Raw genomic sequence first — 13,652 nt, forward strand, 5'->3', positions numbered from 1 at the left:
CCTTGTAAGTGGGGACAATTCAAACGGGTTTTTCAGGGGCAGTCAAAGCGGGCACCTTGAACACGTGTCGCAGGTACGAGACGAAGTTCGGGTCCTTGCATTGCGCCTTGCCTGGCTCATCGGAAATCTTTGCCACGGGTTGCCCGGCGCATGCGGTCATTTTCAGCACCATGTTCATCGGCGCTATGCCTGGAATATCGGCTGTCAGGTTAGTGCCTATGCCAAAGCTGACATTGATGCGGCCACGCAAGGCCCGAAAGATTTCCAGCGCCTTGGGCAGGCTCAGGCCGTCGGAGAAGACCAGGGTCTTGCTCGTTGGATCAATGCCCAGCCTCTGATAGTGCGTGATGCATTTTTCAGCCCACTTCACCGGATCTCCCGAGTCATGGCGCAAGCCATCGAACAGCTTGGCGAAATACAGATCGAAGTCGCTCAGGAAGGCATCGGTGGTGATGCAGTCGGTCAGGGCGATACCCAGTAGCCCGCGATACTCTCGAACCCAGCAGTCCAGCGCTGCGATCTGGCTGTCGATCAGGCGCGGGCCGAGTTGCTGGTGCGCCATGATCCATTCGTGAGCCATGGTGCCCAGCGGCTTCAGATCAAGCTCGCGGGCCAGATGCACATTACTGGTACCGACAAACTGGCCGGGGAAGTCACGCTTGAGCACTTGCAGGATCGCTTCCTGTACGCCGTAGGAAAAGCGACGGCGGGTGCCGAAGTCGGCGACTTTCAGCTCTGCCAGCTCGTCCGGGCTGGCGTTGCTGGTCAGCCACTCGAACTTGTCGTAGAGACGTTCCCGAGCCTGGCTGAGCATGATGTCCGGGTAACGATGGCGGTTACGAACTTCGCTGACGATGGCCAGCAAGGGGACTTCAAACAGGATTACATGCAGCCACGGACCGTTCAGGCGAATGCACAGCTCATCGTTTTCGATGCTGGTTTTCACATAGCGGGTATTGAAGCGGAACAGCCCCAGGAACCTGAGAAAGTCCGGTTTCAGAAAGGTGATGCGCTCCAGGAATGCCAGGTGCTCGTTGCTCAGCGACAACTCGCAAAGCAACTCGATCTGATGCCTGATCTCGGCCAGATAGGGCCGCAGGTCTTCGCCGTTACGGCAGCGGAACTCCCATTCCACATCGGTGTTGGGATAGTTATGCAGAACCGCCTGCATCATGGTGAGCTTGTAAAAATCGGTATCGAGCAGATTTTGCACGATGCGATTCGAGAAGGCGCTCCCGCTCATTGATTCGGGTCTCCAGAGCAGCCGATAACGTTTGGCTCGCGAACTTCGTGTTCTGAGTGCTCGCGGCCTGCCGGGTTCGCATTGTCACCCTTAACTTGCCGGATGATCCAACGGTTCCCGCATTCAATGCAGAAAATCCTTGGGGCGGCGTGTTTCAGGCATCAGGAATAAATGGAATGACGTTTGGCCGAATGGTCGTTTGATCGCTGGTCCCAAGCCGGTTATTAGTAGATGCCCGTTCATCTGTTACGTCCGTTTGAACCTGCACCAGTAACAGACCCGTGGATGCGCATCGCCAGACCGGCATTGCACAGGCCGGGCCTTGCGGGCTGAGTTTGCTCATCATCGACAGCGTTTTCCTGTGCTTCCACTAACCTCAAATGGTGCGTCTCGTAGCGCATGCGCACCGGGGGTGTGCACTTCGGTGACGTGCCCGGTTACAGCCGGGTTGCACGTTGGGGAGGGTGTCGGTTGCTGTTTCTGATTTTTAAGGTTGCGCCTGTCTTGTGTCTGGTTGCACCTTTCGCGCGGTAGACGGTTGCACGGCCTTTTTGCAAGGGCTGGCGACTGGTGGTGCGCCTCCCTGAGCATCACGTGTTCCCGAATGAAAAGTGATGGCACGCCCCTTGCTCTAAGCAACTCTTGTAGTTGCAGTGCTAATTAAAAAATCTCAGGAGCACCACTCATGTCGCATACGTTTTACAGGAAAGGTTTTCTGGCAATCGCAGTGGCAACTGCATTGGGCGTGTCTTCGTTTGCTCAAGCCGACGTGAAGATTGGCGTCGCAGGCCCCATGACTGGCGCCAACGCATCGTTTGGCGAGCAGTATATGAAGGGCGCTCAGGCGGCAGCGGATGCAATCAACGCGGCAGGTGGGGTCAATGGCGAGAAAATTGTTCTGGTTCGTGGCGATGATGCCTGCGAGCCGAAGCAGGCTGTGGCTGTCGCCAACCGTCTGGTCGATCAGGACAAGGTTGTCGGCGTCGTGGGGCACTTCTGTTCCTCTTCCACCATTCCGGCTTCTGAGGTTTACAGTGAGGCAGGTGTGATTGCCATCACCCCGGGCTCCACCAACCCGACGGTTACCGAGCGCGGTCTGGGAGAAATGTTCCGCATGTGCGGTCGTGACGATCAGCAAGGCGTGGTCGCCGGCGATTACATCGTCGATGTGCTCAAAGGCAAGAAGATCGCGGTTATCCACGACAAGGACACCTACGGTCAGGGGTTGGCCGATGCGACCCGTGCCCAGTTGGCCAAGCGCGGCGTGAAAGAGGTCCTCTACGAAGGCCTGACCCGTGGCGAGAAAGACTTCAGTGCTCTGGTTACCAAGATCCGTTCGGTGGGTGCCGATGTCGTCTACTTCGGTGGTCTGCACCCGGAAGCCGGCCCGCTGGTTCGTCAACTGCGCGAGCAGGGCCTCAAGGACGTCAAGTTCATGTCCGATGATGGCGTCGTGACTGATGAACTGGTGACGACCGCAGGCGGCCCACAGTACGTGGATGGCGTGTACATGACCTTCGGTGCCGACCCGCGCCTGCTGCCAGAAAGCAAGGCGGTGGTCGATGAGTTCCGCAAGTCCGGTTACGAGCCTGAAGGCTACACCCTGTATGCCTACGCTTCCGTACAGGCGCTGGCTGCCGGCTTCAACGGTGCCAAATCCAACAAGGGCGATGCTGCGGCTGTATGGCTGAAAGCCAACCCGGTCAAGACTGTCATGGGCGAGAAAACCTGGGATGCCAAAGGCGACCTGAAAGTCTCCGACTATGTGGTTTATCAGTGGGATGCCACTGGCAAATACAAACAGCTCGAAAAACAGAAGTGAGATAGACGCATCGTCAGGCCTGCCTCTTGAGGCGGCCTGGCATGGTAACGGGCTCACACCTCAGCGGGCCTGGACTCTTCTGTAGCCGTACGGCCTGCTCGTTATGCCTGATGAGGGTATGGCGAGCAGGACCCTGAGCGGCCTTCAAGTTTGTGAGCGTGCGTGATGGACGGTATTTTCCTGCAGCAAATGGTCAACGGACTGACTCTCGGGTCTGTCTACGGCCTCATTGCCATCGGCTACACGATGGTCTACGGCATTATCGGCATGATCAACTTCGCCCATGGCGACGTTTACATGATCTCCGCCTACCTGGCCGCAATCGGCCTGGCGGTTCTGTCTTTCTTCGGTCTGGAGTCGTTTCCATTCCTGATTCTCGGGACGCTGATCTTCACTGTCGTGGTGACAGGTGTCTACGGCTTCGTCATTGAGCGGGTGGCTTACAAGCCGCTGCGCAACTCGACCCGGCTGGCACCGCTGATCAGCGCCATCGGCATTTCCCTGATCCTGCAGAACTACGCGCAGATCAGTCAGGGCGCACGGCAGCAGGGCGTTCCAACGCTTCTTGAAGGTGCCTGGCGCTTTGAAGTCGGTACCGGCTTCGTGCAGATCACCTACACCAAGATCTTCATCCTCATCGCCGCTTTTGCCGGCATGGCGTTGCTGACCTACATCATCAAGTACACCAAGCTGGGTCGCATGTGCCGCGCCACGCAACAGGATCGCAAGATGGCGTCGATTCTGGGGATCAACACTGACCGGGTCATTTCCTACGTGTTCATCATCGGTGCTGCAATGGCTGCGCTGGCGGGTGTGCTGATCACGATGAACTACGGCACATTCGATTTCTATGCAGGCTTTGTCATCGGTATCAAGGCGTTCACTGCTGCGGTACTGGGCGGGATCGGTTCGCTGCCGGGCGCGATGCTGGGTGGTTTGATCCTGGGGGTTGCCGAGTCGCAGTTCTCCGGCTTGATCAATTCCGATTACAAAGACGTGTTCAGTTTCGGCCTGTTGGTACTGATCCTGATTTTCCGTCCCCAAGGCCTGCTGGGTCGCCCACTCGTGGCGAAGGTATAAGTATGTCTGCTCCTATCGCTAAACCTATCGATATCAAGAAAAGCCTGATCGACGCCGTGGTTGCCGGCTTGCTGGCGCTGATCGTCTTTGGCCCGATTGTCGGCATTGTGCTCGACGGCTACAGCTTCAACCTGCAACCGACCCGTGTCGCCCTGCTGGTGGCGGTGGTCATGGCGGGGCGTTTCCTCATGAGCCTGTTCCTGCAAACGCCCAAGGGCATCCGCATTGGCCAGAGTTTCGAGAGTTCCGCTTCGGGTGTGCATGTGCTCAAGCCCGATCACAAATCGAGCCTCTACTGGATCATTCCGCTGTTGATCGTGATTGCCATCGTGTTCCCGATCTTTGCCAACAAGTACCTGCTGACCGTGGTTATCCTCGGGCTGATCTACGTTCTGCTCGGGCTGGGCCTGAATATCGTGGTCGGTCTGGCCGGGTTGCTCGACCTGGGTTATGTGGCGTTCTATGCCATCGGTGCCTACGGTCTGGCGCTGGGTTATCAGTATCTGGGCCTGGGCTTCTGGTCGGCGCTGCCTCTGGCGGCGATTGCTGCCGCGCTGGCCGGGTGCATTCTGGGTTTTCCGGTATTGCGCATGCACGGTGACTATCTGGCCATCGTGACCCTTGGGTTCGGTGAAATCATTCGTCTGGTGCTCAACAACTGGCTGTCCTTCACCGGCGGCCCGAATGGTGTTCCCGTGCCTTCGCCAACTTTCTTTGGCCTGGAGTTCGGGCGTCGCGCCAAAGAGGGCGGCATTCCGATTCACGAATATTTCGGCTTCGATTACAACCCGGATCTGAAATTCCTGTTCATCTACACCGTGCTGTTCATCGTGGTGCTGGCCGTGCTGTTCATCAAGCATCGCCTGACTCGCATGCCCATCGGCCGTGCCTGGGAAGCGCTTCGTGAAGACGAGATCGCCTGTCGTTCGATGGGGCTCAATCATGTGCTCGTCAAGCTGTCGGCGTTCACCATCGGGGCTTCGACGGCCGGTCTGGCCGGTGTGTTTTTCGCCAGCTATCAGGGCTTCGTCAACCCGACTTCCTTTACCTTCTTCGAGTCGGCACTGATCCTGGCTATTGTGGTTCTGGGTGGCATGGGCTCGACGGTGGGCGTAGTGATCGCGGCCTTTGTGCTGACTGTGGCTCCAGAGCTGCTGCGCAGTTTCTCCGAGTACCGGGTACTGCTGTTCGGAATCCTGATGGTATTGATGATGATCTGGCGGCCACGCGGCCTGATTCGTATCAGCCGCACTGGCGTGGTCCCGCGCAAAGGCTCACTGGTTAAAGAAGGAGTGGCGTCATGAGCAATGAAGTCATTCTCTCGGTCGAGCATCTGATGATGCATTTTGGCGGCATCAAGGCGTTGAGCGATGTCAGCCTGCAAGTTCGTCGCAACTCGATCTTTGCTCTGATCGGCCCAAACGGCGCGGGCAAGACCACGGTCTTCAACTGCCTGACCGGTTTCTACAAGGCCACGGGTGGACGTATCGAGCTGCATACCCGTGGCAAGACCACCAATGTGATCAAGCTGCTGGGTGAGTCGTTTGCCGCAACAGACTTCGTATCCCCCAAAAGCTTTTTCAGCCGCGTGTACTACAAGATGTTCGGCGGCACCCACCTGGTCAACCGGGCCGGACTGGCGCGCACCTTCCAGAACATTCGGCTGTTCAAGGAAATGTCGGTGGTGGAAAACCTGCTGGTGGCCCAGCACATGTGGGTCAATCGCAGCCTTATCAGCGGCATCCTCAATACCAGGGGGTATCGCAAGGCTGAGGAGGATGCACTCAATACGGCGTTCTACTGGCTGGAAGTGGTGGACCTGGTGGACTGCGCCAACCGCCTTGCGGGTGAATTGTCCTACGGTCAGCAGCGTCGTCTGGAGATCGCCCGGGCCATGTGTACACGGCCTCAGGTGATCTGCCTCGATGAGCCGGCCGCAGGTCTCAACCCGCAGGAAACCGAAGCCCTGAGCGGCATGATCCGCCTGTTGAGGGACGAACACGACATGACCATCGTGCTGATCGAGCACGACATGGGCATGGTCATGAACATTTCCGACGATATTGTGGTGCTGGACCACGGCAACGTGATTGCCGCAGGCGGGCCGGAGCAGATCCGCAACGATCCGAAAGTGATCGCCGCGTATCTGGGCGCTGATGAAGAGGAGCTGGTATGAGCAAACCGATCCTCGAAATGAAAGAGATCGATGTGTTTTACGGGCCGATCCAGGCCCTCAAGAAGGTCTCGCTGCATATCAATGAAGGTGAAACGGTGAGCCTGATCGGCTCCAACGGCGCGGGCAAATCCACGCTGCTGATGTCGATCTTCGGCCAGCCGCGAGCTGCCAGCGGGCAGATCATCTACCAGGGCATCGACATCACGCAGAAGTCGTCGCACTACATTGCTTCCAACGGCATCGCGCAATCGCCGGAAGGGCGCAGGGTGTTCCCCGACATGTCAGTCGAGGAAAACCTGCTGATGGGCACTATCCCTATCGGTGACAAGCATTCGGCTGAAGACATGCAGCGCATGTTCGATCTGTTTCCCAGGCTCAAGGAGCGCCGTAACCAGCGCGCCATGACCATGTCCGGTGGCGAACAACAGATGCTGGCCATCGCTCGTGCCCTGATGAGTCGTCCGAAACTGCTGCTGCTCGATGAGCCGAGCCTTGGTCTCGCGCCGATCATCGTCAAGCAGATCTTCTCGACCCTGCGCGAGCTGGCGGCCACCGGCATGACGATCTTCCTGGTCGAGCAGAATGCCAACCATGCACTCAAGCTGTCTGACCGGGCGTACGTGATGGTCAACGGTGAGATCCGTCTGTCGGGCTCTGGCCAGGAATTGCTGGTAAATGAAGAGGTCAGGAACGCTTATCTGGGTGGGCACTGATTCAGTCAGAAAAACAGCGTTTATCCACGCGCCCCGGGTGTTTTTCACTCGGGGCGCTGTTTTTTCCCGATTGTGGAAAACAATTTTGACATGCCCTTGAAACGCGACATAAAGCCGCTGCAAACGGTTGTTTTGTCACGGTTTTGACTTGTTCAGGTTTACTGTGGAACTGGCTGTTAATAACTTGGGAGTATTTGGCTGGAGGCCTTTAGATATAAGGGCTATAGCGTGGTGGTTGTTTTTTGATCAGCTGTTTTTGGATGTTCTTTACAGGCTTTTGTCAACGTCCAGATACCTGTTTGTTCATACAGTTGGTTTGTGCGCGCAGCCTGTGGATAAGTCTGTGGGCAAGCGTTGGAAATAGTCGGGTAGGCGGCATCTTCATTGGGCTGGCGGGCAGCACAGGGTTTTACCTGCTATTACAGGGCCTGGGTGTTGGTTACAAAGTCAAGGGGAAAACTTCTCTCGATGGGCTACAGCCCTTTAAATGCAAGCCATGCGGGGTTTTACACTTGCCCCCAGAGATTGTGGGCCTGACTGTGGATAAGGTGGGCAAAACCGCGTGTAGCCCTTGTAGAACGTGGCTTCGCTGGTGTTGTTCGTTTTTTGTACAGTTATGGTTTTCTGTGAGCAGCTTTGTCCACATGCTTGATCCAGATGGCTCCGGGCGGGCATCCTGCCGGTCTTGCTGTGAACTTATTAACAGGCTGCGCTTTTATTGCGCCATGTCAGGAGAACGAAATGACTTCCACCGTATTCATCACGGGCGCTACTTCCGGGTTTGGCGAAGCCTGTGCCCGTCGCTTTGCAGAGGCCGGTTGGTCGCTGGTGCTGACCGGTCGCCGCCAGGAGCGTCTGGACGCCTTGAGCGCCGAACTGTCGAAGAAAACCAGGGTTCACACGCTGACGCTCGATGTGCGTGACCGCGCCGCCATGGAAAGCGCCATCGCCGATCTGCCGGAAGAGTTCTCGACCATTCGTGGACTTATCAACAACGCTGGCCTGGCGCTGGGGATCGACCCGGCACCCAAGTGTGATCTGGATGACTGGGACACCATGATCGACACCAACGTCAAAGGTCTGGTCTACACGACGCGCCTGCTGCTGCCGCGTCTGATCGGCCACGGTCGTGGTGCCAGTATCGTCAACCTGGGCTCTGTGGCGGGCAACTACCCGTATCCGGGCGGTAACGTCTATGGCGGCACCAAGGCATTCGTGGGCCAGTTCTCGCTGAACCTGCGCAACGACCTGATCGGCACTGGCGTGCGTGTAACCAACCTGGAGCCGGGCCTGTGTGAAAGCGAATTCTCGCTGGTGCGTTTCGGTGGTGATCAGGCCAAGTACGACGCGACCTATGCCGGTGCCGAGCCTATCCAGCCGCAGGACATTGCGGAGACGATCTTCTGGATCATGAACACCCCGGCACACGTCAACATCAACAGCCTTGAGCTGATGCCTGTCAGCCAGACCTGGGCCGGCTTTGCGATCGACCGCAATCGCGGCTGAGCGAAACCTCTTCGCGAATGAATTCGCTCCTACCCACGGCTGCGTAGGAGCGGATTTATCCGCGAGACGTCATTGAAGTCGATACATTCTTTTCGGATGTACGAGCCTCTCGCGAATGAATTCGTTCCTACAGTTGTTCAGCCAGGCCTATGTAACAGGTAGCCAGGTGATAGGGCGTTGTTGACGGCATATCGCTGCGGCTGACCTGGCCATCGGTGTCCAGGCATTCATGCCAGCCCTTGGCATGCAGGAATCGCTGCTGCAGCGCTATCAGGTGATCATTCAGGCGGCTCAGACTGTCAGGACGCAACGCCAGCGCCCGAAGGTATTCGGCCTGTGCCCAGATTCTCTGGGTGCCATCACGTACAACACCGTCACATGTCAGCATCGCGGTCACAGCACCGCTTTGTTGATCGACACCCTGAGTCTCTGCAAGAGTGAACGCGCGGTTCAACGAGGCATACAACGGAGTGCTGCGAAGTTCGGCAGAGGTGTGCAGCAAGAAAAACCACTCGAACTGGTGCCCCGGTTCATACCAGTTATCCACAGCCCCCAGCGGTTTCTCCAGCATCACACTTGTCGCCGGGTCGATGAAACGGCGCTGCATGTGAGTGACCAGCCCATTCAAGGCCGATTGGGTCCTGGGATCCGGGCGTACCGACAGCGTTGCCAGAAACGCCTCCGCCAGATGCATCAACGGGTTCTGCAAAGGGCCGCTACCCAGCGTGGACCAGTCTTCGTCCAGGCTCGCTTCGTAAAGACCTGCGCCATCGTCGAAACGCTCGGCGACGACATTGAGCGCGGCATTGAGTGCCGACTCGGCCAGAGGCTCTTTTACCCTGGCCCAGTAATGGGCGAAGGCAAAAATGATAAAGGCGTGGGTGTAGAGATCCTTGCGGCGGTCCAGCGGTTGGCCTTGTGGATCGATGCTGTAAAACCAGCCGCCGTGTTCGGCGTCATGAAAGTGTTGCTGCATTGAGCGAAACAGCGCGCCGGCGCGAGTCGCGGCGTCCGGAAACTCCGGATGACCGATCAGGCTGGAAAACAGGAACAACTGCCGGGCGCAGGCCATGGCTCTGTAGCGCTGTGGCGGCAGAGGATGGTGCTGTGCATCGAGCGCTTCATAAGGCAACGCCAGTTGCGCGTTCCAGCCAGGACCTTGCCAGAGCGGCACGACGACTTTGAAGAAGTGTTCCTGAAGGCGGGTGAGGCTGGAGGTCAACTCAGACCTCGAGGCAGAACTGGAAGCATGGGGCATCGGCTGGCGTCACGGCAGTGTCGAGATGCGCCACATGTTAGCAGGAGGCGCTCGGGATTTTGCGCTCAGGCCGCTACAGGAGCGAATTTATTCGCGAACAACGCCATGAAAACTCAGGTCTTGGTCAGATCTCGGTACAACTCCGGCCGCCGATCCGTGAAATAGGTAGTGATCGCCCGCGAGCCTTCCATCAATGGCCTGTCCAGCTCGACAACCATCAGCGTCTCATTTTGCGCCGCCAAGGCCGGGCGGCTGCCATCCGGTGCGCAAAGGCTGCTTTGCCCGCAGTAGTGAATATCGCCCTCGCTGCCACAGTAATTGGCATACACCACATAACATTGGTTCTCGAACGCTCGCGCACGCACGGTAATGTCACAGACGAAATCGTAAGGAACCATGTTCGCCGTAGGCACCACAATCAGTTCGGCACCGGCCAGTGCCAGACGCCGGGTGTTTTCGGGGAATTCCACGTCGTAGCAGATCAGCAGCCCCAGACGCCAGCCATCGAGCTCTACCACCGGGAAGTCATCACTGCCCGCCGTGAACATCGACTTGTCCAGCTCGCCGTACAGATGGGTCTTGCGGTAGTTGGTCAGGCTTTGTCCGTGGCTGTCGATCAGTTGCGCCGCATTGTAAATGCGCCCGTCACTGCCCAGTTCGGGATAGCCATACACAATCGCGATGCCGTGTTCTTGGGCAATAGCCGCAATCCGAGAGGCTGCAAGGCCATTGACCGGCTGTGCCAGCTTGCGAGCGGCTTCTGCGCCGATGTTGTAGCCGGTCAGAAACATCTCCGGACAGACCAGCAGGTCGGCTTTTTGCTCTGCCGCGGCCTTGGCCTGCTGCTCCAGTCGCAGCAGGTTGGCACCGATATCCAGTGGCAGAGGAGGGCATTGATACTGCGCGATGCGCATGGCTGTTTTCCTTCTCAATCAGTCGGCAAGCGCGATGGGGCCGATCTCGTGGAACACATCGCCGGGGCCTGGGTTTTGCGGGAGCGTCTTGCCGCCAAAGTGAGTCATGATGCCCCATACGGCATTCAATGACGTCTGCACCGCGCCCTCGACCCACGCGGGCGTCCAGGAGATATCATCGCCGGCCAGAAACATGCCGCGATGTTCGGCGGGCATGTCCTGTTGCATGAAGTGCGAGTACATCCGCTGGTTATAGCGGTAATGACCCGGCAGCGCACCTTTGAAAGCACCGAGGAAATGCGGGTCGGCTTCCCATGAAATGGTGATCGGGTCACCGATGATACGCGCTGCGATATCCACTTTCGGATAGATCTTCTTCAGGGCATCCAGAGCCAGTTTTACGCGCTTGTCGATAGGCTGCGGCAGCATCTTCAGGGCATCGCTCATCCACGAGTAGGACAGGCAGATCACGCCCGGCTTGTCGTCGCCGTTATCGAACAGATAGGTGCCTCGGGTCAGCCTGTCGGTGAGGGTCATGCTCATGAGGTCGCGACCGGTTTGCGGGTCTTTGTCTTTCCAGAACGGGCGATCCACCATGACGAAGGTTTTCGAGGATTGCATGTAGCGGGTGCGATCCAGAGCCATCCACATCTTTTGTGAGAACAGCGACTCTTCACACTCGATCTGTGTCGTCAGCAACCAGCTCTGGCATGTGGTCAGCACCGCCGAGTAGTGCCGCGTATCGCCCCAGTTGTCGGTGACGGCCAGGTTTCCGTCCTCGGTCCGCGCAATGCGTTTGACCCCGGTCCGCGGCGCGCCATGATGCAGCGACGACAGGCTGGTGCCTTGCGGCCAGTGGGCGCAACGATCCGGTACGTGACGCCAGATACCCAGCGGGACCTGCTCAACGCCACCGACAATCAGGTGTTGGTGATCGTCGCAGTTGGTCATCACCACGCGAAAGATTTCCAGCATCGAGTTGGGGAAATCCGAGTCCCAGCCGCCCGTGCCGAAACCGACCTGACCGAATACTTCGCGGTGATAGAACGACAGTTTGGCGAAGGCTTTGGAGGTGGCGACGAAATCGTAGAAGGTTCGGTCGTCCCAGAGCGGAACCAGTTTGTTCCACAGCTCCTTGAGGCGCGGCACATCACGGTCGCGAATGGCCTGCTGGATATCGGAGAACTGCGAGCCGCACTCCAGCGCATCGGCCCAGGCGTCGGCCACTTCCTGAAATATCGTCGGTAAATCCGACAGCTTCTGTGCGTAATAGGTTGTGCCTTCCAGATCGATGACGGTGCTGCCTGAAGCCGCCGTCAGCGGGTTGGGAAAGGGTCTGGACTCAAGACCCAGCTTGTCGACGTAGTGATAGAACGCGGTGGATGAGACGGGAAAGCGCATCCCGCCCAGTTCCGCGATGATCCCTTCGGCACCCTCAAAAGCCTGGGAGCGCAAGCGGCCGCCCATTTTCGAGGCTTCGTAAACGACGGGTTTGAGGCCCAGCTTCATCAGCTCATAGGCCGCCACCAGACCCGCGATCCCGGCGCCAATGATCGCGACTTCCTTGCCATGGTTTTCTGCCGGAATGCTGCCCAGGCCTGCCGGATGCTCGATCCAGTCATCAAAGGCAAAAGGAAAGTCAGGGCCAAAAATGGTGATCGGCTTTTTGCCGTCTTGAGGATGACGATTGTTTTTCATGACAGACCTTGATTCGGCTACAGCGAAAACAACAGTCTAGATAAGCGTGAGTACGTTAATAAGACGCAAAGTGTCGTCGTTATGATGTGTTTTTATTCAATGTGACGAATATGTAGGTCATTTTGTAGTGGTGGCTGACCCCGCGAGCGAGTCAGAAGGTCCGGCTCGCGGGTTGGGCTGCGTCAGGCTTCTATGGCAGGGAGTTGTTGCTCGATGACGCCAAGCCATCCCATACCGGGCCAGGTTTCAAAGCCGGGCGTCAGTGCATAGCCTTGAATGGCTTGAGCCTGCTGGGTGCTGTAACCGCTGTTCTGCCCGGCCTTGGTTTGTAACTGGACAGGCTCGCCGAGCAGGCTTTCTGCATCGGAACTGGCGATTATCCGGTGGTTGGCGTCGACCATCATTACACGGCTGCGCGCGCGTTCTTCGTCACTCAGTCGAACGCCATCAATGACCGATCGGGCCTGACTTTGCCAGTCGAAGAGAATACCGATGACACCGATCACTGGGCTTTGCGAACCAGCATTGCTGCGCACCGCGGCACTGAACGCGCATGTCTGCGAGTTGTTCAGTAAAGGTTCTACAGCCACTTGCCCTGCGTAGTACTGATCGCTTGAGGTGTGACGCAAGGCGTTCTTGAACCACGGCTCTTCGGCGACATTGGCTCCCATGACTTTTTCGTACGTGCCAGAGCGGCCAGAGGCAACCACTCGACCGTTTTTATCAGCCACCCATATGTCCAGATAGACGGTGTAACTGTCCAGAATGATTCCCAGGCGTTTGCTGGCATGCGCGCAGGTTTGCGGTGTCTGGGTGGTAAGCATATCGACCAGCGAGGCATCCGTTGCCCACCAGCGAACGTCACAGGTCCGTTCGTACAAGTTACGGTCGATGATTTCGATCATGTTCAGTGACAGGTCGGCCAGGCGCTGGCCGCGCATATCGAAACACATGCCTTGGCCCAGTTCGATCAATTGATTGACCGAGGCTTGCAAATCATGAGTCAGGGCTGCAGCGATCTTTGAAACACGCTCGGAGATGTTCTTGACCTCTTCGGCCACTACTGAAAAACCTTTGCCTGCGCTACCGGCATGGGCGGCTTCGATCAGTGCATTGATTGCCAGCAAGCGTGTCTGTCGGGTGATGACTTGAATATCACTGACGCCCCGATTGGCTAACGCTTCTACTTCTTTGGACAGGATGACAATCCGCTCTGGCTCAATCATTTTCGTTCTACTTGAA

Annotated in this window: 11 protein-coding genes; 6 read left to right on the forward strand and 5 right to left on the reverse strand. The window is 57.5% G+C overall.

The window, feature by feature from the left end; genetic code table 11:
* Nucleotides 1–19: 19 nt before the first annotated feature.
* Nucleotides 20–1,243 carry a nicotinate phosphoribosyltransferase gene (gene pncB, locus Q6A51_RS21450; protein ID WP_201001783.1) on the reverse strand — a complete coding sequence of 408 codons (1,224 nt, stop codon included), beginning with the start codon at nucleotides 1,241–1,243 and terminating at the stop codon, nucleotides 20–22.
* A 685-nt stretch (nucleotides 1,244–1,928) separates the two neighbouring features.
* Between pncB and Q6A51_RS21455 the strand changes: the two genes are divergently transcribed.
* The 6 genes from Q6A51_RS21455 to Q6A51_RS21480 all read left to right on the forward strand — a co-directional run bounded on the left by Q6A51_RS21455 (nucleotide 1,929) and on the right by Q6A51_RS21480 (nucleotide 8,540).
* Complete coding sequence (locus Q6A51_RS21455) at nucleotides 1,929–3,065, forward strand: ABC transporter substrate-binding protein (protein WP_201018159.1); 1,137 nt, start codon at nucleotides 1,929–1,931, stop codon at nucleotides 3,063–3,065.
* Nucleotides 3,066–3,230: 165 nt separating this feature from the next.
* The gene (locus Q6A51_RS21460) at nucleotides 3,231–4,145 is read left to right on the forward strand and encodes an ABC transporter permease subunit (protein WP_025258316.1); all 915 of its coding nucleotides are present in this window, start codon (nucleotides 3,231–3,233) and stop codon (nucleotides 4,143–4,145) included.
* A gap of 2 nt (nucleotides 4,146–4,147) precedes the next feature.
* A complete protein-coding gene (livM, locus tag Q6A51_RS21465) occupies nucleotides 4,148–5,449 on the forward strand; it encodes a high-affinity branched-chain amino acid ABC transporter permease LivM (protein ID WP_201018158.1) in 1,302 nt (433 codons plus the stop codon).
* A complete protein-coding gene (locus Q6A51_RS21470) occupies nucleotides 5,446–6,321 on the forward strand; it encodes an ABC transporter ATP-binding protein (RefSeq protein ID WP_201018157.1) in 876 nt (291 codons plus the stop codon). The genes livM and Q6A51_RS21470 overlap by 4 nt, the downstream gene beginning before the upstream one ends.
* Nucleotides 6,318–7,034, forward strand: coding sequence for an ABC transporter ATP-binding protein (locus Q6A51_RS21475; protein ID WP_304575684.1), 717 nt, complete (start codon nucleotides 6,318–6,320; stop codon nucleotides 7,032–7,034). The genes Q6A51_RS21470 and Q6A51_RS21475 overlap by 4 nt, the downstream gene beginning before the upstream one ends.
* 741 nt (nucleotides 7,035–7,775) lie before the next feature.
* Nucleotides 7,776–8,540, forward strand: coding sequence for an SDR family oxidoreductase (locus Q6A51_RS21480; RefSeq protein WP_201001789.1), 765 nt, complete (start codon nucleotides 7,776–7,778; stop codon nucleotides 8,538–8,540).
* Nucleotides 8,541–8,667: 127 nt separating this feature from the next.
* On the opposite strand, the gene Q6A51_RS21485 is transcribed toward Q6A51_RS21480, so the two are convergent.
* From Q6A51_RS21485 to Q6A51_RS21500, 4 genes are all read right to left on the reverse strand, one after another.
* Entirely contained in the window at nucleotides 8,668–9,798 is a 1,131-nt protein-coding gene (locus tag Q6A51_RS21485; protein WP_304575685.1) for an AGE family epimerase/isomerase, read from the reverse strand.
* A 113-nt stretch (nucleotides 9,799–9,911) separates the two neighbouring features.
* The gene (locus Q6A51_RS21490; RefSeq protein ID WP_304575686.1) at nucleotides 9,912–10,712 is read right to left on the reverse strand and encodes a carbon-nitrogen hydrolase family protein; all 801 of its coding nucleotides are present in this window, start codon (nucleotides 10,710–10,712) and stop codon (nucleotides 9,912–9,914) included.
* Between the two features lie 18 nt (nucleotides 10,713–10,730).
* Nucleotides 10,731–12,410 carry a flavin monoamine oxidase family protein gene (locus Q6A51_RS21495; protein WP_201018153.1) on the reverse strand — a complete coding sequence of 560 codons (1,680 nt, stop codon included), beginning with the start codon at nucleotides 12,408–12,410 and terminating at the stop codon, nucleotides 10,731–10,733.
* A 182-nt stretch (nucleotides 12,411–12,592) separates the two neighbouring features.
* Complete coding sequence (locus Q6A51_RS21500; protein ID WP_201018152.1) at nucleotides 12,593–13,636, reverse strand: methyl-accepting chemotaxis protein; 1,044 nt, start codon at nucleotides 13,634–13,636, stop codon at nucleotides 12,593–12,595.
* Nucleotides 13,637–13,652 lie beyond the last annotated feature (16 nt).

Source organism: Pseudomonas serbiensis (assembly GCF_030580745.1).
GTDB lineage: Bacteria > Pseudomonadota > Gammaproteobacteria > Pseudomonadales > Pseudomonadaceae > Aquipseudomonas > Aquipseudomonas serbiensis.